Raw genomic sequence first — 22,368 nt, 5'->3', positions numbered from 1 at the left:
AAACTTATTTTAATGTTCGTTTAGCGTTATTTTAGATTTTAGCTGGATGAATTTTCTTGGTTGTTGGCTATCGTTTTATACTTTAAAGAGCGAATACAATTGAAGAGATAAGCGCAATGCCTACACCTTTGGCGAGTGCTAGGGTTAGGCCTTTTATACTTAAAGTAAAAATTAACACAAATAACGAAATATAAGTAAACTACAATTCTAATAATTGATCAGGTTTCATGTAGTTTTATGTTCGATAAGCCAAAACCGATGAAGAGCCGTCATAATGGGCGTAATGAAATGCAAAGAGAATCTATTTTAAAAGCAGCATCTAAGTTGTTTATCGAAAAAGGATTCGGTGGTACCAGTATGCATGATATTGCTGAATTATTAGCTGTTACACGTCCTGCAATTTATTACTATTTTCCAAATAAAGAATCAATTCTAGAAGCACTGACGGATGAAATTACGCGTGAAGCAAGTAATCTAACCAAGAATATCTTAGATCGGAATGATCTCGCACCAGAAGAATTACTTCGAGAGCTTATTATCAAACATGCGATGTTAATACTCACCCATCCTATACAGTTTAGAGTGGTAGAACGTAGTGAGAGTAGTTTATCTGAAAAGGGTAGAGCGACTGCTGAAATTTCAAGAAAATCAGTGCTATCGAATTTTGTACATGTGATTAAAATGGGGGTAAATGCGGGTGTTTTCCAAGTAGCAAATGCTCATATGGCTGCTTTTTCAATGATTGGCATGTGTAATTGGACGGCATGGTGGTTTGAAGGCGATGCTCAAGAAGCCAGTCAAATCGCACAGCAAATTGCAGAATTGGCACTTCGTTCAGTGTTAAAACAACAACAATCAGAATTTCGTTCGACTTCTCCACGAGAGAGTTTGCAAATTCTTAGAGATCAATTAGATATTTTAGAGAGCCAATTGCCATAAATATAGAACGTTAATTTTGATGAAAATTTAGTGAGATATTGATTTCACTATATAATTTTTACTTTATAGAATAAAAAGATACGGTTCATATTCAAAACAGCAGAAGTCGGTGATTTGTCGGTTTTTCTAGGTTGTATAGAGCTTAGATAGCGCTCATTTTACCTATAATTCTGTGTGTTTTATCGAGCCCATATGATTGAGCTTCACAAAACAAATTTAAAAAAATTCAAAAACAAAACTCGCTTCTATGAGAGAAAGTATTCAGGCTTAAATGATTTCTTGCAATAAATACTGATAGATCTAAGAAAATATTGCCTCAACAAAATCTATATCTCTTAGATATAAAAACTTAAGAATTTTTTAAATTTAACCATTTTATATTTTTATTTTTTATAAATTTACAGATATGTAAAAAATTTTACAGTAATAAAATAGGCGTCTAATATTTTTATAAAAATTATAATCTATTGTTTTTACTATTTTATTTTTCTAATTTCCTTTATCAATTTAATGCTCATTTTTGTGATGTTTTTACTCATTTTACTTTTATGTAAAATATTTGACATATATGTCAGTTTGTTCTAGATTAAATCAATACAGGAATGTAGGTAAGCGATTCATGATGAAGTCAACAAAAAGTACCGTACAAGCGATTGCTGGATTTTTAAATACGGATTGGAATCCAAGAGATATCCCTACGGATACAGTGACGCGTAATGTGGTATTGCGCACAGCAGACCAAGCCGCTACAGGTGGTTCGTTATATATGCCAGCACAAGGAACTGATACGGTTGTTTGTATTATGCATCCCCGTGAATTTATGGCGTGTCACTATTTAATCCCTGATGTTGTTGCGGCGGGTTATGCTGCATGGTCGCAGTTCCCACGCTCTGTTGGTAATGATTTACGCCTTGAACATGAATTGGCATTACACGATGTCGCTGCTGGATTGCATTTTTTAAAGGAACAAGGGTTTAAGCAAATTATCTTGTTAGGAAACTCTGGTGGTGTGGGGCTATTTTCTTTTTATGTTCAACAGTCTAGTTTGTCCCCAGAACAAAGAATTAAGCATACGCCGGGAGGGCGACCTACAAAACTTGAACAACTCGATATGCCGAAAGTAGATGGTTTAATTTTTGTCGGCCCTCATCCAGGTCAAGGCGCATTACTTTTAAATTGTATTGATCCATCGGTTATTGATGAAAACAATGCTTTGCTTGTCGATCCATCTTTGGACCCGCTCAATCCAGAGAATGGTTATAAAGGAAAACAAAATACCCATTATCGTGCTGAATTTATTGCGCGCTATCGTGCTGCACAAAAAGCACGGGTCGCCCGTTTAGATGCGTATGCTCATGAATTAATTTGCCGCCGACTTGAAGCCCGTAAGCGAGTCAAAATAGCAGGAACATCAGCAACCATAGAAGATCGGCGTTTGGCGGCACATACTCCGATTTTTAATGTGTGGCGTACAGATGCCGATTTACGTTGTTTTGATCTGTCACTTGATCCATCTTTGCGTAAATTTGGATCTTTGTGGGGAAGTGATCCATTTACCTCAAATTATGGTGCTGTGGGTTTTGCTCGGCAATGTACCCCTGAAAGCTGGCTGTCTACATGGTCAGGTTTATCTTCCAATGCAACCTTAGAAAAAACTATTTCATCCCTGCATCAACCGATTTTGGTGATTGAATATACAGGTGATCAAGCTTGCTTTCCCGAAGAAGTTCAGCACGTTTTTCAAGCCCTACCGACGCAAGATAAACAACATTTATGTATTGCAGGAGATCATCACGGTCGTGCCTTAAATCCCGAAGATGAACCTGGGCGTTTGGAGGCAGGACGGCAGATTGCTGTTTGGCTTAAGCGTACTTTTCCAAATTGATATTCAACGAGACACGTTGAGGAGTTTTATGATGAAAACCGCTTCTCCATCAAAATTGGTGCTTTGTGGTGTAGACCATACTGCTAGACCGACATGGAAGTTAAAAGAAACGGTCGAGTTTTATCGAGATATTTTAGGCTTGCCCCTCATTCATGTGATTTCAGCCCGAGGCTGGGGACCTGCTACACATCCAGATTTTTTACACTTTTTCTTTGATAGTGGTCATGGCAGCACGATTGCATTTTTCTACTATCTCGGTAGTGATGCACCAGAACAAATGCAGGGCAGAGACAATGCTGCGCCATTACCCGAAGATCATGTATTTGATGCAACACATACGGCTTGGTTAGTCGAAAACCCCGATGAATTAAAAGCATGGAAACAACATCTGGAATCTAAAGGTTTAACGGTTTCTGCTGAAACCACGCATGAAGTGATTGAATCAATTTATGTGCGTGATCCAAATGGTTACTTCATTGAGTTTACGCGTAAATTAAGACCACTGGTTCAAGTCGATGCTGATGATGCTGCACTGACTTTAGCAGCCGCAATTGCTGCGGAAGAAGAAGCCAAGTTACGTGGACAACGTATCACTGAGATTGATCAGATATGGCATAAAAAGGCCATGTTTATTGAACAGGTACCTCAAGCAAAGCTTGAGATTTATGTACCAAAAGTTGAGGAGTTTTCTGCCTTGGTACGCAGTGCTGAAACGCAAGCAGGTTGTACCGTCAGCTCAGATCATCCTGTCTATCACATTATTCGATCCAATGCGCCTATTGAGTTTCGCCGCAAAGCGTTGGGATTAAAACCCGCTGTTTGGTGGGGGCTATTTACAGGTGGTATCCATGGTCGTATCGAAAGTTATGATCGAGATCAAGTCCGTTTAGTGCCAGCCATGGAGTCAATCAAATTGTGAGTTAACCGTTTAGATCAGGAAAAGATCGCATAAAAAATAGGGAGAACAAGATGAGTAGGATACTCAACCCAATACAAGGTGTTATTTATCATCCAGCTGAAAATGCTAAAAAATGGATTGAAAGTGGTGCGTGGATTAATGACACGCTTGGAAATTCACTAAGGAAAATTGCACAACGTTATCCTGATAAATTGGCCTTTATCAGTGATGAGCGCAATTTAACTTTTCAGGAACTGGATCATCTGACAGAAAGATTGGGCGCAGCATTACTCAATCATGGCTTGGAAACAGGTGATCGAGCAATTTTTCAGCTGGGGACGAATATTGAGACCATTCTGGTTTTAGTCGCCTGTTTTAAAACAGGCATTATCCCCGTGTGCTCTTTACCTCAGCATCGTGAAGTTGAAATTCGACAATTGGTAGAGAAAAGTGCGGCAAAGGCTTACTTCGTACAAGCTGACTTTAGTCCTAATTTTGATTTGGTGGCATTTGCCCAATCGATGCTGGAGCAATCGGAAAGTCTTGAAAAGTTGATTGTGATTCGTGGACAAAACGAGGGGTTGACTCATCTCAATGATCTGATTGCCACGATTGATTTAGAAACAGCAAAACTAAAGATGCAAGATGTGCAGCTAGGTGCAGAAGATGTACTCAGTTTTCAGTTATCAGGCGGTACAACAGGCATTCCAAAAATTATTCCACGTTTTCATGCTGAATATCAGGGCCATAGTCTAGGTTGGATGCGAACCTATGGCATTGATACAGACAGTAGGGTGATTTGGTCTTTACCGATTGTACATAATGCTGGAACAATTTATGCCTTGGTGTCGGTGATTAGCTTTGGTATTTCCGCAGTCATTATGCCAAAGGTCGATATTAAACGTATGTTGCAACTGATTGAAATACATAAAGTCACCCATGCACTGTCGATTGGTCCAATTGCACCGCAGCTGATGGCATATCAAGCCATTCAACAACATGATTTATCTTCTTTAAAGCTGTTTTGTACCATGTGCCGTGCCGATATGTTAGAGCAGCATTTAGGGGTGCCGTGTTCCAATTTATATGGCATTACTGAAGGCTTGTTATTGGGCTCGGGTGCTGAGGCGCCTATATTTCAAAGACATCATTCCCAAGGTGTTTCGGGTTGCCCTGAAGATGAATTTTGTCTGCTCGATCCTGAATCAGAGCAACAAGTCAAATTGGGTGAAATGGGCGAATTATGTTTTAAAGGACCTGCCACATTACCTGGTTTTTACAATGCAGCTGATATTAATGCCAGTGCTTTTACCCAAGCGGGTTTTTATCGTACCGGTGACATGATGACTGCGCATCAAATAGAGGGTGGTGTCATTTGTTATACCTTTGAAGGTCGGTTACGTGACAACGTCAATCGAGGTGGTGAAAAGATTGGCTGTGAAGAGGTAGAGGCATTCATCTGTAAACACCCATCAGTTGCCGACGCTAAATTAGTGGCAATGCCTGATCCAATATATGGTGAAAAGGGTTGCATTTTTATTATTGCGAATCTCAATTGTACTGTGCCAAACGTCGCAGCGTTGGCAGCATTTCTGATTGATCAGGGGCTTGCCAAATATAAGTGTCCTGAGCGTATCGAAATCATAGCTGAATTTCCTCTGACCAATGTTGGGAAGCTGAATAAGCCTGAACTAAAACGGATCATCACCGAAAAATTACATGAAGAGCAGGCCAGAGCGAGAGGTGCCTATGATGCAATGTAATGAACAGGTGATCAGCACGCTGCCAGTGGTAATTCGCCGCCGTGTACGGTGGTTGGAATGTGATCCAGCAGGTGTGGTCTTTACAGGTGTGTTTTCAGACTATGTGGTTTCGGCTGCGGAATGGTTTTATGAAATTTTACTGGGTGAATACTCACAAAAGGCAAAGTCAGCACATGGTTTTGGAACCCCGACTCGAGGATTGAGCTTTGATTTTAAACGTTCATTAAAACCAGATGAAATCTTTGATCTGACCGTTATGGTGGAAGAGATTCATAGCCGTACTTATGTTTTGAATATTACAGGGCGGACTTTAGATCAAAATATAATTTTTATTTCAAAACTTACACCTGTCTGTATTGCTGTTGATGAGCGGCGTTCGATTGATATCCCATCTACATTTCGTTTGGCTTTAGAACATTATCAAAGTCAGTGTTTATTACAAAATTTGGCGTAGGAAATCCAGTTATGAAAATTGCAGTGATCGGAGCTGGCCCAGCGGGATTATATTTCTCATTATTGGCTAAAAAGAATAATCCTCAGCATGAAATTACCGTCTATGAGCAAAATCGCCGTGGTGCAACTTATGGTTGGGGCGTGGTGTTTTCTGATATTGGCTTGGCCTTTTTAGAAGATGCTGATCCGGAATTTTTTAAAGAATTCACCGATCATCATGAATGCTGTGACTATATGGAAATCGTACACCAAGACAGCCGAGTACAGGTGCATGGCAATCATTTTTCCCGTACTTCACGAATTGATATGTTAAATACATTGAATACTGCATGTGAAGCGATTGGTATTGAGATTCAGTATGAACATCAAATGCTAGATATCGAAACTTTATCTCAACAGGTTGATCTCGTGGTTGCAGCTGATGGTGGCAATAGTGCGATTCGTAAACAGTATCAAGCCCACTTTCAGCCACAATTTGAACAACGTCGTAATAAATTTGTCTGGTATGGCACTCGGCAACGTTTCCATCCCGTATCGCTGATTTTCCGTCCATATCATGATGCTGGTGTCTTTATTGCGCATGCTTATCAATATAGTTCAGAACTGAGTACGTTCTTGGTTGAAGTTGACCCAGAAACATGGAAAGCCTGCGGTTTGGACCAAATGAATGAAGATGAAAGTCGAGATTTCTGTGCCAAAGTTTTTGCGCGTGATTTAGGCGGCAATGAATTACTTACGAACCGTTCCTTATGGTTTGAAGCCAATATTGTTAAGAATCAGTGTTGGACATATAAAAATATTGTATTGCTTGGCGATGCGTTAAGAACTGTTCATTTTTCTTTGGGATCTGGCACACGTATGGCGATGCAAGATGCAATTGCATTACATGAAGCGATCGTCAAGGCTCCAGATGATCTTGCCTTAGCTTTTCAACTGTTTGAACAGCAACGTCGTCATGCTTCTTCCTCATTTCAGACAGCCGCAGCTAAAAGTCTTGACTGGTATGAAAATGTTGCGACTCGGTTAGATTTAGATCCGATCAGTTTTACCTATGACTATATGCGCCGTACAGGCAAAGTCAGTCATCAGGATTTAAAACAACGCGATCCACAGTTTATTGCAGCATACGAGCGTCTGCATCCAGATTTTAATGATTGATAAAAGGATTTAGAAATGAGCAAGACAAATTATCGGATAGGGCAAATCGTCCCTAGTTCGAATACCACGATGGAAACTGAAATTCCAGCGATGTTCCGTATGAGAGAAGAACTCTATCCAGATGAACAATTTACTTTTCACTCCAGCCGTATGCGGATGCATCGAGTGACCAAAGAAGAATTGCTTGTAATGAATGCAGAAAGTTTACGTTGTGCTGCAGAGCTTGCAGATGCGCGTGTGGATGTGATGAGTACAGCATGTTTGGTGGCCATTATGGCAATGGGTGCAGGCTACCATCGGGAAACTGAAAAAGCCTTAACGGAAGTTGTTCGGGCAAACCATTGTTTAGCCCCAGTAATGACTTCGGCTGGAGCATTGGTCGATGGTTTAAAAAAATTGGGTGCAAAGAAAGTGTCATTAATGGCACCTTATATGCGACCTTTAACTGATCTGGTGGTGCAATATATCGAGCATGAAGGAATTGAAGTGATTGATTCTATTTGCTTTGAGATCCCAGATAACTTGGAGGTGGGGCGACGTGATCCGATGTTGTTATTAGAAGATGTTAAGCATTTAAATACACAAGGTGCAGATGTGGTGATCGCTTCGGCATGTGTACAAATGCCGTCCTTAGCTGTGATTCAGAAAATTGAAGACATGTTAGGGATACCAACCCTATCAACTGCTGTATGTACAGTACGAAAAATGATGGATGAATTAGGCATTGTGCCTGTTGTTCCACATGCAGGTGCTTTATTGGCGGGTCATTGAATATAAGCCAATACTGAAAAAAGCGTTGTGTGAGAGTTTTAATATGGATATTTAATTTTAAAATATGAGGAATACAAAAATGTATACATTTGTATTGATACATGGAGGTTGGCATGATGGTGATTCATGGCAAGAGGTTGCAAAGGAATTAAGAGAGAAAGGTCATACTGTTCATACACCGACAACAGCAGGTCATGGTCCAAACGTAGATCGTAATGTGAATCATGCTCAAAGTACGCAATCAATTGTGGATTATATTATCGAGCATAATTTAAATAATATTATTTTACTTGGGCATAGTTATGCTGGATCGATTATTTCTAAAGTGGCTGAAGCTATTTCGGATCGAATCCAGCGTTTAATTTACTGGAATGCCTTTGTACTGAACGATGGTGAAAGTATGGTCGAGTATTTACCAAATGATTATGGGAAGATGTTTAGTGTGTTAGCACAAGTATCTAATCATCAAAGTATTATGTTGCCTTTAGATGTGTGGAAAGCAACTTTTATCAATGATGCAGATGAGGAGATGGCAGAAAGAACCTATAAGAAATTGAATCCTGAACCCTATCAACCTTTTTTAGACCAATTAGATTTAAAAAAATTCTATACATTAGATATTCCAAAGAGTTTTTTAAATTGTCTTGATGATTTAACGATGCCAACAGGTTTTTGGCATCCACAAACATCAAGTCGCCTAGGTACATTTAAATTGGTTGAAATGTCTGGTAGTCACGAAGTCATTTTTACCAATCCAGTGTTATTGGCAGAAAAAATTATTGAAGCTTCAGAGGAATAGTTTGTAGAGCAATACTAAAAGTATACGATTTTAATAATATTTAATGTCGTATTTAAAGCAAGAACAAGCACAAATTTTGCAGCCACAATAAACTTTATTTTTTATAAAGTTTTGAGAGAGGTTTTGCTCTGATTTTAGATAGCACGTCTGGGAAGACGGCATGCAATAACGATAAAAAATACAAGGAGAGATAGATGAATATCATCAATATAACGGACTTAATAGACCAAAGTAAGCTGACCAAGCATCAGATATGGGTGTTGCTGTTATGCGCTTTATGTATGGTTGTTGATGGCTTTGATGTACAAGCAATGGGGTATGTTGCCCCTGCAATTATCCAAGACTGGGGAATTGCAAAAGCAGATTTAGGTTCAGTTTTTGGTGCTGGGCTGATTGGGATGGCATTTGGTGCATTATTTCTTGCTCCTTTTGCCGATAAGTTCGGGCGTCGACCTGTATTAATTGGCGCTATGTTTGCCTTATCCGTATGTATGGCAGTCACCATGATGGCTGAGTCCGTTCAAGCATTGGTGAGTTACCGCTTTATAACGGGGATTTGTATGGGGGCGATCATTCCGAATTGTGTCACTTTAGCTGGAGAATATAGCCCAACTCGTTTCCGTGTCACCCTGATGATGATTATTTCTTCAGGTTTTATTCTTGGCGGTGTTTTGGGTGGCGTACTGGCTGCTGCCATTATTCCAATTTGGGGGTGGCATTCGATCTTTTTAACAGGCGCAATTGCTCCATTGATCCTCGCTGTGGTTATGTTGTTTAAACTGCCAGAATCATTGCCTTTTTTAACCCTGAAAAATCGTAAACCTGATGTGTTAAAAACTTGGGCGACTCGTTTGGGCTATGTTGAATCCGCTGGCACTGAGAGCAAATTTGTTGTGAGGGAATCTGCGAAAGAGGGAGCACCTATTGCCCAACTATTTAAGGACAATTTAGCACTTGGGACACTCATGCTATGGGTGGTCAATTTTATGAATTTATTAGCTGCTTACTTCTTGGCAAATTGGCTCCCTGTGTTGATGACTGAAGCGGGTCATGCGGGTTCAAAAGCAGTGTTGGCAGGGGCTGTATTTTGGATAGGAGGTCTACTAGGTAATTTGATTTTAGGTTGGTTTGTTGATCGTCGTGGTTTTGGCTGGACATTAAGTTTGACCTTTATCGGTGCTGCGATAGCCATTGCCATGATTGGACAATCAGCGACAACACTGTCTATGGCATTTTTAGTGATAGGCGCAGCAGGTTTCTGTGTACTCGGAGCACAAACTGCATTGAATGCATTAGGTGCGGTGTTTTACCCAACTTCAGTCCGTTCAACTGGAATTGGTTGGGCATTGGGTGTTGGGCGGCTAGGGTCAATTTTAGGTCCTGTATTGGGTGCCGAATTGATTCGTCTCAATTGGTCAACGCCAAATCTGTTTTTAACAGTGACCATACCTGTAATTTTGGCATTAATTGCAATCCTCGTTTTTTGGAAGTTTGGTAATTTACCCACCGCTGCCAGCCAAAGTGCAGCTACGCATAAAAAAATATAAATTTGAAATAATTTCAATGTCTTAAAGATGTTTAAGTTGAACAAATTTATGAATAAATCAAGAAGGGAATTCTTATGAAAACAATATATTTCTTCATTAAAAATCTGCTATGGGCAAGTAGCGCAATATTAATGTTATCGCCAGCGTATGCGACAACCAGTAATAGCAAGGAGGGACAAAATAGTGAAAAAAATCCTGCCAATATTGAGCCACAAGCGAATATTGATAAAGCAATATTACCAAGCAAAATCAATCTTTTAAAATCAGGAACTGAACTCAATTTATATGGTTTGATTCGTTTGGATGCAACCTATCAATCGGCTGGTTCAGATACAATGTTTAATAATATCAATGTTGTACCAATTGAAAATACACCACAAGCTCGTCAACAAGAAAATCGCTTTAAATCAACACCGAGTGTAACTCGGATTGGTTTAGATTTTAAAACACCAACCGAGATAGGCGCGGTGGGCGGTAAAATTGAAATGGATTTTGTCGGTGGTGCGAATCGGGATCAGTTTCGTATTCGCCATGCTTATTTAACTTTTGACAAATGGTTAATTGGGCAAGCATGGTCAACCTTTGTTTCTCCCATAGAATTTATGCCTGAAACAGTGGATGCACTGGGTTATGTGGGTGGAGCGTTATTACGAACACCATTGCTTCGTTATAGTGATCGTTTAGGTACTGAGACGACATATGCCGTCAGTATCGAGGATCAAAAATATATGGGACATACCGAGCCAGATGCTAAAATTCGTTTACCTGCGCTGGCTGCTCGTATAAACCATCAGTTTGCAGATAAAGCAGGGTTAATTTCAGCGAGAACTTTTGTTGCAGAGAAGAAAACCAATGCCGATGACAATATGGCTTGGGGGCTTGGCTTAGGTGTTCAATATCAGTTTACTGAGAAAAATATGTTGAAGGGTGACTATTACCATGTAAAAGGTGATGGACGTTATGTACTTTGGTCAAATAATGGTTATGCCATCGATGGCAATCAAAAAATGCATAGTAATGAATTTGATAGCATTACCTTTGGTCTAACGCATACCTTTACCCCACGACTGCGTTCTACGATTGGTTATGGTTATATGCTTGCAAAAGATAATAATGAGTTTGCACGTTTAAACTACGAAAATTCAACTCAGAATAAATCTTTATGGCAAGGATGGATAAACACGATGTATAAGCCCTATACACCAGTTACTTTAGGAGTTGAATATGTATATGGTGAACGCGAAACCTTTAATGGCAAAAAGGGTGAAGATAACCGTTTAAACATCATGGCAAGTTATAATTTTTAATCTAAACGTGTCATTAGAATTAAATAGGTCATCTGCTCAGGAGTGCCTATTTAATTCATTTGGAGACTGATTGGCTCAAAACGTTCAATAGAAGCTGTTATCAAATGATCAGAAAATATAAAAATATTAGTTTTTTCTTAAATCTACAGCAGTACGGTATTGTTTTTCAATAACTTGTAGGTTTTTAAAGCTCAGTTTATTTTATATAAAACACGGCTTAGTCTTATCCCATCTAAATTAATGTTTTTGAATTAAATGTATTCAGCTTTATCCAACAATCTCTCATTCTAGCGCTAAAAAGCACTTAAAACCGCAGCAAATTTTCTGAATTAAATTTTTTATAAATTTATAGACGACTGGTCTATTATTGATTTATAGTGTGTACATGAAACGATCAGATAAAAGTGAAGCGACTCGCCAACATATCTTAACTACCAGTTTTAAGCTGGTATTACATAAAGGTTTTGTTGGAGTCGGCTTACAGGAAATTTTAACGACTTGTGGTGTACCCAAAGGTTCGTTCTATTATTACTTTGCTTCCAAAGAAGCATTTGGTTGTGCACTCTTACAGCAATATCTTGCTGATTATAAAGTGAAAATCGATCAATTGATTCTACAAGAAGAGCGGAGTGCTTATGCGCGCTTAGTTGCGCTTTGGCAAGCATGGATTGATGATCCATGCCATAACGATGGTGGCTGGGCCGAGAATTGTCTGATTGTAAAACTTGCAGCAGAGGTCTCTGACTTATCGGAAGATATGCGTCAGATTTTAAATTTTGGTGTAAGCAAGCTGACAGAACGCATTGCAAATTTACTCAGTGACGGGCAACAGGATGGCTCAATTCCACAACATATTGAGCCTGAAAAAATGGCACAAACCATGTATCAACTCTGGTTAGGCGCAGCTTTATTGGCGAAACTAGCACAGAACAAACAGCCACTTTATCTGGCTTTAGAAACCACACAGCAATTACTAAAACCTATATAGGAACAACAAATGAAAAGTATTATTCATCAAGTTTTTGGCGAACCTGTCGACGTATTAGCAGCAGCAGAAATGCCAAAGCCTGAACCTAAAGCAGGCGAAGTTCGTATTAAAATGATTTTATCTCCGATGCATAACCATGACATTTGGACGGTGAGAGGCAATTATGGTTATAAACCGACACTTCCTGCGATTGGGGGGAGTGAAGCCGTTGGTGTGATTGATGCTGTTGGTGAAGATGTTGATGCGGTATCTGTCGGACAACGTGTTGCAGTTGCAGCAGTTCACGGCAGTTGGGCTGAATATTTTATTGCACCTGCGCATGGTGTTGTGCCTTTAATTGATGCAATAGATGATGAAACTGCTGCACAATTGATTGGTATGCCGATTAGTGCCTTGATGCTGTTAGATTTTATTGATTTAAAACAAGATCAGTGGCTTATCCAAAACACAGCCAATGGCGCTGTGGGTAAAACTGTTGCGATGATTGCAAACGCCCGTGGTCAAAAAGTCATTCATTTGGTTCGCCGTAGTGATGCGATTGCAGAAATGAATGGTTTAGGTATTCAAAATGTAGTGGCGACTGATCAAGCGGATTGGAAAGATCAAGTAAAAGCGATACATGCAGATCAACCTTTAATCGCTGGGGTAGATTCGATTGGCGGTAAAGCCAGTGGTGAAATGTTAGCTTTACTCAGTGAAAATAGTGTATTGGTTTCATTTGGTAGTATGACGGGTGAACTGATGCAAATTTCATCAGGTGATCTTATTTTTAAACAAGCGACAGTCAAAGGCTTCTGGGCAAGTGTGGTCAATAAACAATTGTCTGCGGAACGCAAAAAAGAGTTAATTGTAGAATTGGTGACTTTAGCTGCTCAGAAAAAATTAATATTGCCTGTTGAAGGGGTATTTAGTTTTGATCAAATTCAACAAGCTGCTGCCAAAGCAACCCAAGGTGCACGCCAAGGCAAAGTGTTATTAAAACCATAAATGTATTTGACATAGATCAGTTGTAAGACTGATCTATCAGTGTTTTTAAAAAATAAGGAAAAATACGATGATTGGACAAATTTTAATTGCCTTAATTGCACTGCTACATGTGTATATTTTAGTTTTAGAGATGTTCTTATGGGACAAACCATACGGTTTAAAAGCATTTGGTAATACGCCTGAAAAAGCACAGCTCACTAAAGTCATGGCACAAAATCAAGGCTTATATAATGGCTTTTTAGCCGCGGGCTTATTTTGGGCTTTATGTGCACCTGCAATCTATGCCTTACCACTAGCGAATTTCTTTCTGGGCTGTGTATTGGTTGCTGGGATTTATGGTGGCCTAACTGCAAGTAAGAAAATTATTTATATACAAGCGATTCCAGCAGCGTTGGCGTTACTTGTCGTAAATTTGAATTACTAAAGTAAGGGAGGAATCTCGCCCATTCTTTAAATTTGTTCAAAAATCAATTTCATAAGATTATCAGAGAGATCAATAAGCTCTCTCGCTTCATCTGAATCGTTCAGAAGATGATCTTGATTGATTGATTACTATCCCTGATGTTGGTGAATTTCAATTGATGGTAATCAATGTACTATCGTTAAGTTGTTAAAAAACTCAGATACAAGAATATCATTTCACTTAATTAACATTTTTAATTAAATCAATCATATAGAAAAATAAATTGTTTGATGATAAAAATGCTTGCAATGCCGTACCTTACATTCAAAGTTTAAGTACCTTTGCATAGGCGATGCCTCACTCTCGCTCATGTTGGGCGGAGGGTGCGTCCTAATGAGAACGTTTGGAAATCAAATTGATGGATAATTTACACTCAGCTTACAAATGACGGATTAACAATCTTAGTAAAATGATTTGATCTTTTATAGCTCTGAGATTTTGTTTAAAAATATTCCAGACTCATCATTGGCTTTAAAAAGAATATGCGCTTAACTGATCCATTAAGTATTTTAATTTCTTTAAATCAGACTTATTTTGCTTCTCAAATGGATATAATTCAAATGAAAACCAAGAATTATCAGTATAAAAATTTTGAAAATAAATTTCGATTTCATCTTTTTTGAAAATAAAAGCTTCTGTCCAACTTGTTATCTCAACTTCAGACTTATGATCTGATTGTATTAATTTATCAATAATTTTAGTGAATTATTAAAATGTTTTTATGTGATTTTTAAATATAAAAACAGTACGATTTTTTCATTCTTCAATCTCATATTTCATCGTTAAATATTCAAGAGGGTGTTTTTAAAACCTGATTTTATCAAATTTTTTATTAAAATAAAACTCTAGTTGATATTGATATTTAATTTTTAAAGATAAAGTTAAGGCTTGCTTTGTGTTTTTTAGTTATTCTATGTGAGTATTTGGTATTTTAAATAATAGGATTAATCTGGTGAATATTTATTTGATTTTTTTTACGAAGTTTTTTGAATAATTTTATCTTGCTTTTCTGTTGTTAAGTATGCTTAAAATAATCATCACATAATAATTATTATATTTTTTATTGTTAATATTAAATTTTTGCTTTTAATGGTGATTTATTTTTTTGGGCTATTGGTGTTTTATTTTATATGATTAGGTTCTCAAAAAATATAAATTTAATCTATTGCTTTGTATTTTTATTTTGGTTTATCTGGAATATAGATAAATAAAGGTTTCTTTTATTTAATTTACAATTGGTCTTATTTTTTTTCATAGAATAACATATTTTTATTTTGATGAAATAGGATAAATATTGACTCAAAATACCGACGATCAATAGATTGTTGGCAGTAAATAATTTCATAATAATTATACACTTGCTCTATGTTTGTTGTGTGTTTAATTCAGTGAAATTAAATACTTAACTTTGAAATATTATAAGTTTGGTGATAAATAATACCCATGAATTTGAAATGGAAAATTTTTCATCAACCTATTGAGCGATAAACAACGCTACTCATAAATAGTGGGTGTGTATGATAAAGATCTATGAAATGATTTTTCATAAAGGAATGGGTGAAAACTCTCATTTTTTTTATGCAGTAAATAATCAGGCATCTCGTCAGCATTTTATTCGAATGCTGAGAAAAGAGATTGATTGTGAACTGGGTGATTTTAAACAGAGCTGTATGAAAGATAATCGACATGACCTCACATGGCTTTATGAGGAAGTGAGCAGGGAAAGTCATTTTTACTTAGATATTATGGAAAATGATTTTATTTATAATGCTGTTGCTGCATTAGGTTTGCATATTTCGCTGAGAGTGGAAGAACAAAATGTATTGGAAGCACAAGAAGGAGATGATTTTTTATAGAATTATTTTTAAGCTGAATTATTGAAATTTAAATTGACGATTTTTATCTTTTTGTCAATTAAAAGTTTTCGATCAGCATGTTATAATGCCATATCGTCGCCCATTCTCCCCCTAAAAATTGAATGGGTTTTTTTTGCTCAGTATGTTTATAAATCTTGGTTTTGTAGCTAATTAGATATAAGCGTATATCTATAATAATCTTAATTATTTTAGTGTTTTTTATATGTTTAAATCTTTGGTGTAATTTAATTCATATTGATTTGAGAATTTATTTTAAAATATAAAAACTTATATTTAATCGATGGTGTTTTTTAGTGTATTTATTGAACGCATATTTATCACATGTAATTATGTAAATGCTTTCACACTTCTTGTGTAAAAGTTAATAAATAATACATATCATGGGATTTAATATGAATATTTTTACAAAACTAACCCTTACTATTTTACTGGGTACAGGGTATATCGCGACTACACAAGCAGCAGTGACGGGTCAGGTTGATGTAAAACTGAATGTTTCAACAGGGTGTACTGTTGAAGGTTCTACAGTGAATGGCAATATCAACAAATTTGGTGAATTGAATTTTGGTAAAACTTCTGGCACTTGGACCAATACCCTTACTGCACAAGTTGCTTCATCTGGTACGGGCAGCCATCTCAATGTGAAATGTGATGGTACAACAGATGTTAACTTTACTGTTGCCATTGATGGTGGTCAACGCGCTGATCGTAGTCTTAAACATGCAACTGCTGCAGATGTAGTCAGCTATAACGTTTATCGTGATGCTGCTCGTACCAATCTTTATGCAATCAATACGCCTCAGACTTTCACTGCAGCGTCAGGTGTATCTCAAGAAGTTCCAATCTTCGGTGCTGTTGCTGCAAATAGCGGCACTGCAAAAGCACAGGGTGATTATACAGACACTTTATTGGTGACTGTTAATTTCTAATTGGTATACGTAACAGTGAACAGGTTTGTTGTTGAACAAGCCTGTTTTAAGGAGGAACGTATGCACCTGTTACTTAAACAATGCGTGGGATTGTTGGTTTGTGGCCTTATTTCGTCATTCACCAGTGCTGCACAGTTAGCAGCCAAATTAAATTTGCAGATTGAATTAGAACCCTCATGTGAAATTAATAATCAATCTGTCAGTAATGGAACAAATGGTCTGAATTTTGGACAGCTGGATTTCGGAGAAACCACAGCTGCATTTAATCAGGTGATAGAGACCAGTTTAAGTCAGGGTTCTACATCAGGTTTGACCATTCAATGCCCTGGCAATGCCCCAATAAAAGTGACCTTTGGTGCGGGGCAAAATGACAGCAAGGTACCAGCACCTTTTGGTGCAAATTATTTTCGTGCAATCAGTAATGGCACAGATTTCCTTGCCTACAACATCTTATATGGAACTGCTCGCGAAGCACTCAAACCCAATCAATCGATTACCTTGACCAATAATGGTCAGCCGCAAACGCTTAATCTCATGGGTCAAACTGTTAATAATGGTCGGTCAGTCTCGCTTGGACAATATACCGACACTATTCCAATTACCATCGAATTTTAAAGAACGAAATCATGAAAAAAATAGGTTTAAGTGTTCTGCTGATGTTGGCTGTGCAGTGGGTATATGCTGCAACAGATGCAACTTTTACAGTCCAAGCAACCATTGCTAATGGATGTGGGTTAAGCAGTGTTGAACAACAACTTGATTTTGGTCGTCATCCTGTTGTGACGCAGGGAAAGTTGAGTGGATCAGTGATCAATACGACACAAAGTTGGAATATCCAATGTACTGCACGGCTACCGGTAAAGGTAATGTTGAATGGTGGTGATCACTTTTCAAATAACTTTCGACGGATGAAACATGCCCAGCAGAATGAGTTTGTGTCTTATCAGCTTTATCAAGACAGTAATTCTCAGCGTGAATATACAAGTGGAGACACTTATCCACTCACGGCAACAACTGCTTTGGACACCGTACTGGGTTTTGCAGTTTATGCTGTTGCAGACTTGAATAATAACAATCAACCACGATCAGCAGGCCTTTATAAAGATACGGTCGCAATTACGATTACATGGTGATTCTATGAGCTTAAATAAAATGAAAATATGGTCGGGCAGGACTTTCTCTGCGGCCGCGATATTGATGGTCACTTCACCGGTATTCGCACAGGCCACTTTTTTAATCTGGCCAATCTATCCAAAAATTGAAGAAAACGAAAAAGCCACTGCAGTATGGCTACAAAATACCGGTAACTCTGATGCCATGGTACAGATTCGGGTATTTAAATGGGATCAGAATCATCAGCAAGATGCCTATGTGGAACAAACCGAGGTTATTCCAAGTCCACCCGTGGCAAAGATTAAAGCAGGTGAAAAGCATATGTTGCGTTTGACCCGCTCGGCTGCTGTACCTGATGCCAAAGAACTTGCCTATCGAATTATTGTTGATGAATTACCCATCAAGGTGAATCCAGAAACGGATAAAGAAACATCGACGGTCAGCTTTCAGATGCGTTATTCCATTCCCTTATTTAGCTATGGCAAAGGACTTGGCAGTGGTTTAACTGAAGTTTCACAAAAAACCAATACGAAAAACCCTTTGGCAAAACCGATATTAAGTTGGTGGGTCAAGAAGAATGAACAGGGCAAACCTGAACTTTATATTAAAAATACCGGTTCAAAATTTTCACGGCTTGCTGGGATTAAATTAACCCCGACTTCGGAGCAAATGGCTTTTGGCAAAACTGCCTTTGGTTATGTGTTGGCAAACAGCACCATGAAGTTTGATCTGGACAACAAGCTACTCAACAGCCTAAGTGGTCAAACCAGTTTGTATGGGGTTGACAGTTCAGGGGGGAAACAGGAGTTGCTTGAGATTAAGAAAGAAGGAGGGGGGGGATAAATGCGTTATCTATCAGGGTTAAATCCCCCTTCTTTTTTATGCAAAAGCTTGACATTGATATTGGTTGCGAATATCCCGTTGCTCAGCAGTAACGTGTATGCAAATGGTTTACCCCCACCACCACGAGATGTTTCAGAAGTGAATAGCTTATTTAAGCTTTATCTGGACTTGGTGATCAATCAATATTCGACCCGACAAGTGATACCGGTCATTGTCAAAGGGGATCATTATTTTATCCAGCAATCAAAACTGGATGAGTTACAGATTAAGCTGCCTGCGGATGCACTGCAGCAACAGTCAGAAAAAAACTTGACCGATCTGGATGTATTTACTTTAGGCTTTTCGGGCAAGGCTTTGGATTGGGTCAGCCTCAATCAGATTCCCGAATTGAAGTATGAGTACAATTCAGCGCAACAGTATTTTAGTCTAGATCTTCCTGCGAGCTGGATGCCAGTGCAGATACGCGGCTTGGATTCTTGGTATCAACCTGAAACAGCGCAGTCGGGTATTGGTTTATTAAATAACTATGACTTTTATACCTACCGCCCAGAGAATGGTGGCTATAGCAGTACACTCTTTACAGAACAACGCTTTTTCTCCCCTTATGGCGTACTAAGAAACTCAGGAATTTATAGCAAAACTGATTTTGAGTCATCCAATCAGAACAGTGATGGTTATCGTCGCTATGACACCACTTGGCAATATGATGATCCGGTTAATGTGATTTCATTTTTAGCAGGCGATGTGATTACAGGAAGTAAAAACGCTTGGGGAAGCTCAGTGCGTTTAGGTGGATTGCAGTTACAACGTAATTTTGGCACCCGTCCAGATTTGATTACCTATCCTTTACCTCAGTTTAAAGGACAAGCGGCCTTACCGAGTACCGTAGATTTGTTGATTAATGGGCAGAAAACCAATTCAACCGATGTGCAATCTGGTCCTTTTATTCTAAATAATGTTCCGTTTGTTAATGGTAAAGGCGAGGCAGTGATTGTCACCACAGACAGTGTTGGCCGTCAGGTGGCAACCTCAGTGCCGTTTTATATTTCGAATACTTTGCTTAAACCGGGCTTATTGGATTACTCCGTGTCTATGGGACAGATCCGAGAAGACTATGGGATTAAGAACTTTGCATATGGCAAATTTGCCAGTTCAGCAGATGCACGTTATGGGATTAATGATTGGCTCACGGCTGAAGGGCGAGTTGAACTCTCCGATTCAATTCAGTTGGCTGGATTGGGTTCAGTGCTTAAGCTGAATCAGTTTGGGGTATTAAGTGGTTCGGCAACTCAAAGTCGGGCAGATCGAGAGTTTAACCGGATCAATAGTCAAAATCTTAAGGGAAATCAATATACTTTAGGCTATAGCTATAACCAGCAGCGTTTTGGATTTAGTCTCAATCATACTCAGCGCGATCAGGATTATTATGACCTTTCACGCTTGCAATATAGCAATTTGATCTCAGCCAACAGTCATAAGAGTTTGGTTGCCAATACGTATTTTGCCACAGATAAGTCAGGTACTTTTGGGGTGGCCTATATCCAGACCCAGAACCGCGACATTAAAAATAAACTGATGAATCTGTCTTGGGCACCGATACTTCCGTCTTATATGCGTGGTGCGACAGTGTCGTTAAGTGCCAATCGGGATTTTGTGGAAAAAGAGTGGAGTGCTGCATTTCAGTTATCGGTTCCATTTTCCAAGAGCCGATCCACAGCCAATCTAGGTTATAGCCAACAATCCAGTGGCGATTATGGTTATGTCAACTTTAACCGTAGCACACCGTTGGCAGGTGGTGTTGGTGTTGATTTAAATCGACGTTTTAATGAAAACAGCGATGACTACAATCAAGCACGCGTGAGCTACCGTAACCAATATTTTAATACCGATGTTGGTATGTCGGGTAGCAAGGATTACAACTATTGGTTTGGACTTTCCGGTTCAGTGGTGTTGATGTCAGGCAATGTTTTTGTTGCCAATCGACTGGGCGAGTCTTTTGCTTTGATTGATACCAACAAAGTTGCAGATGTCCCCGTACATTATGAAAACAGTTTGGTGGGGCGGAGTAACGCCAAGGGCTATGTTTTTGTACCATCGGTGACCCCATATTACGCGGCTAAATACAGTATTAACCCGATCGATTTACCTTCCAACTTTAATGCAACCCAAGTTGAAAATCGGATTGCGGCAAAACGAGGTTCAGGTGTGGTGATTGGCTTCCCAATCAAACAGTCTTATGCGGCGAATGTGTATTTAGTGCAAAGCAATGGGCAAGCGATTCCAGTGGGTGCTGTGGTACATCGTGCCGATCAAGAATCGAGTTATGTGGGGATGGATGGTATTGCTTATCTTGAAGATCTGAGTGCAGAAAATAGCATTCGGGTGCAACTATCAGATCAGCGCATATGTGAAGCAAACTTTTCGTTGAATTTAAAACAAGCGCAACAACAGATTGCTGTGATTAAGTCAGTTGTTTGTCGTGAGGTGACTCAACCATGATTACTTTAAAAAATTTAATACCGGCAGGTCTATTATTTTCTGGGTTGATATTGCTTACTGCTCAGAGTCAAGCACAGTGTGTTATCACCTCAAGTGGTAATGTGACGATGGGTACGATTTCGTCTATGGCATTGGCGGAGAATGGTACGCAATCTAATCAGTTTAGTGCGGGTTTAAGATGTGAAGGGTTTAGTTTGGCTGCTTTAAATAATACTTATCTGAAGTATCGGGTCGATCAAATGCCTGTAAGCTATAAAAATGCTGGGACTGGTGAAGTTCTTACAGTGGATTATCTGGATACCAATAATAAAGCAATAAGTCTTGGTAAAGAAATTGATATGAGTAGTTTTTCACTTCTTAATTTCTTTACAGGACCTAATGGTGCATTACCATTTTATGCCAAAATTAATGCAGGACAAAATGTCTCTCCTGGGAGATACACAGCGGACCAATCCTTTAAAGTCAAATGGTATTATTCTGTACCTGCATTTGCAATTGTAGGGCTGGGCACCTTTTTTGAAAGTCCGGGTTTTAACCGTGGTGGTCTAATTACTGCTTTCAATTGGGGCACTGGGAGTGATGCAATATTAAACTTATATATTGACGTTTCAGCAGATTGTCGTATTTCTACCAATGCTGTTAATTTTGGAACATCGCCTTTTGCAGATGTTTTTACACCGGTTCAAACCTCTCTAGGCGTACGTTGCTCAGTATATACACCCTATTATGTTGGTTTAAATAATGGTCTCTATCCACAAAATGGAAATCAACGTGCAATGAAGGCGAGCAATAGCAATAATTTTCTGCGCTATGAGATTTATAAAAATGCAACGACGGAACGTTGGGGCAGTAGTGTCAATGAGCGCTGGTCAAGTCTCGAGGCGACAACGAACCCGGGTCAACATAATACCAACCAGCAGGGTTTTTCCTTTACTGCAAAAGTTTTGGACACGAATTCACCAAGTCTGCCGGCTGGTAATTATTCAGACACGATAACGGTAAATGTTGAGTTTTAACGATATAAAGCCATGATAATCATTTTTATCATGGCTTTATTAAATGGGAATTTTACTGTTTATTTTTTTATTGATATTAAATAAAAACTCTCTTTAATTATGTTTTTTTATAAAAATATGCGAACCGTTTGCT

Annotated in this window: 20 protein-coding genes; all 20 read left to right on the top strand. The window is 38.6% G+C overall.

Annotated features, from left to right (window positions below):
* The first annotated feature begins 237 nt into the window (after positions 1–237).
* The 20 genes from PYV58_RS16265 (at position 238) to PYV58_RS16170 (ending at position 22,235) form a co-directional block, all read left to right on the top strand.
* The gene (locus PYV58_RS16265; RefSeq protein ID WP_004819783.1) at positions 238–939 is read left to right on the top strand and encodes a TetR/AcrR family transcriptional regulator; all 702 of its coding nucleotides are present in this window, start codon (positions 238–240) and stop codon (positions 937–939) included.
* Between the two features lie 619 nt (positions 940–1,558).
* On the top strand, positions 1,559–2,824 hold the full coding sequence (locus PYV58_RS16260) for an alpha/beta hydrolase (protein ID WP_034615926.1): 1,266 nt from the start codon (positions 1,559–1,561) through the stop codon (positions 2,822–2,824).
* Between the two features lie 31 nt (positions 2,825–2,855).
* A complete protein-coding gene (locus PYV58_RS16255) occupies positions 2,856–3,743 on the top strand; it encodes a VOC family protein (protein ID WP_034615930.1) in 888 nt (295 codons plus the stop codon).
* 50 nt (positions 3,744–3,793) lie between these two features.
* A complete protein-coding gene (locus PYV58_RS16250) occupies positions 3,794–5,485 on the top strand; it encodes an AMP-binding protein (protein WP_034615933.1) in 1,692 nt (563 codons plus the stop codon).
* Positions 5,475–5,939, top strand: a complete 465-nt coding sequence (locus PYV58_RS16245; RefSeq protein WP_034615936.1) for an acyl-CoA thioesterase — start codon at positions 5,475–5,477, stop codon at positions 5,937–5,939. Before PYV58_RS16250 ends, PYV58_RS16245 begins: the two co-directional genes overlap by 11 nt.
* Before the next feature lie 11 nt (positions 5,940–5,950).
* Entirely contained in the window at positions 5,951–7,096 is a 1,146-nt protein-coding gene (locus PYV58_RS16240) for an FAD-dependent monooxygenase (protein ID WP_034615939.1), read from the top strand.
* Positions 7,097–7,111: 15 nt separating this feature from the next.
* The gene (locus PYV58_RS16235; RefSeq protein WP_034615942.1) at positions 7,112–7,867 is read left to right on the top strand and encodes an Asp/Glu racemase; all 756 of its coding nucleotides are present in this window, start codon (positions 7,112–7,114) and stop codon (positions 7,865–7,867) included.
* Positions 7,868–7,946: 79 nt separating this feature from the next.
* On the top strand, positions 7,947–8,666 hold the full coding sequence (locus tag PYV58_RS16230; protein ID WP_034615945.1) for an alpha/beta hydrolase: 720 nt from the start codon (positions 7,947–7,949) through the stop codon (positions 8,664–8,666).
* Positions 8,667–8,860: 194 nt separating this feature from the next.
* On the top strand, positions 8,861–10,213 hold the full coding sequence (locus PYV58_RS16225; RefSeq protein ID WP_034615948.1) for an MFS transporter: 1,353 nt from the start codon (positions 8,861–8,863) through the stop codon (positions 10,211–10,213).
* A gap of 74 nt (positions 10,214–10,287) precedes the next feature.
* Entirely contained in the window at positions 10,288–11,520 is a 1,233-nt protein-coding gene (locus PYV58_RS16220; RefSeq protein WP_034615951.1) for a DcaP family trimeric outer membrane transporter, read from the top strand.
* Positions 11,521–11,905: 385 nt separating this feature from the next.
* Positions 11,906–12,508: a TetR/AcrR family transcriptional regulator gene (locus PYV58_RS16215; protein ID WP_034615953.1), complete on the top strand. Its 603-nt coding sequence runs from the start codon at positions 11,906–11,908 to the stop codon at positions 12,506–12,508.
* Positions 12,509–12,517: 9 nt separating this feature from the next.
* Positions 12,518–13,495, top strand: coding sequence for a zinc-binding dehydrogenase (locus tag PYV58_RS16210; RefSeq protein ID WP_034615956.1), 978 nt, complete (start codon positions 12,518–12,520; stop codon positions 13,493–13,495).
* A gap of 67 nt (positions 13,496–13,562) precedes the next feature.
* Positions 13,563–13,919 carry a DUF1304 domain-containing protein gene (locus PYV58_RS16205; protein WP_034615958.1) on the top strand — a complete coding sequence of 119 codons (357 nt, stop codon included), beginning with the start codon at positions 13,563–13,565 and terminating at the stop codon, positions 13,917–13,919.
* A 1,574-nt stretch (positions 13,920–15,493) separates the two neighbouring features.
* Positions 15,494–15,814 (top strand): hypothetical protein, encoded by a 321-nt coding sequence (locus PYV58_RS16200; protein WP_227504260.1) that lies wholly within the window; start codon positions 15,494–15,496, stop codon positions 15,812–15,814.
* Between the two features lie 413 nt (positions 15,815–16,227).
* Positions 16,228–16,764 (top strand): spore coat U domain-containing protein, encoded by a 537-nt coding sequence (locus PYV58_RS16195; protein ID WP_270386093.1) that lies wholly within the window; start codon positions 16,228–16,230, stop codon positions 16,762–16,764.
* A gap of 60 nt (positions 16,765–16,824) precedes the next feature.
* Positions 16,825–17,379: a spore coat protein U domain-containing protein gene (locus PYV58_RS16190; RefSeq protein WP_004819809.1), complete on the top strand. Its 555-nt coding sequence runs from the start codon at positions 16,825–16,827 to the stop codon at positions 17,377–17,379.
* Positions 17,380–17,390: 11 nt separating this feature from the next.
* Positions 17,391–17,897 (top strand): spore coat U domain-containing protein, encoded by a 507-nt coding sequence (locus PYV58_RS16185; protein ID WP_275059580.1) that lies wholly within the window; start codon positions 17,391–17,393, stop codon positions 17,895–17,897.
* A 19-nt stretch (positions 17,898–17,916) separates the two neighbouring features.
* Positions 17,917–18,720, top strand: coding sequence for a fimbria/pilus periplasmic chaperone (locus tag PYV58_RS16180; RefSeq protein WP_275059833.1), 804 nt, complete (start codon positions 17,917–17,919; stop codon positions 18,718–18,720).
* Positions 18,721–21,219, top strand: a complete 2,499-nt coding sequence (locus tag PYV58_RS16175; protein ID WP_275059579.1) for a fimbria/pilus outer membrane usher protein — start codon at positions 18,721–18,723, stop codon at positions 21,217–21,219.
* On the top strand, positions 21,216–22,235 hold the full coding sequence (locus tag PYV58_RS16170; RefSeq protein WP_034617995.1) for a spore coat U domain-containing protein: 1,020 nt from the start codon (positions 21,216–21,218) through the stop codon (positions 22,233–22,235). The genes PYV58_RS16175 and PYV58_RS16170 overlap by 4 nt, the downstream gene beginning before the upstream one ends.
* Positions 22,236–22,368: the final 133 nt, after the last annotated feature.

This window comes from Acinetobacter sp. TAC-1 (genome assembly GCF_029025845.1).
GTDB lineage: Bacteria > Pseudomonadota > Gammaproteobacteria > Pseudomonadales > Moraxellaceae > Acinetobacter > Acinetobacter guillouiae.
Note: the sequence above shows the minus strand (reverse complement) of the source record. Positions and strands in the feature narration are given on the sequence as shown.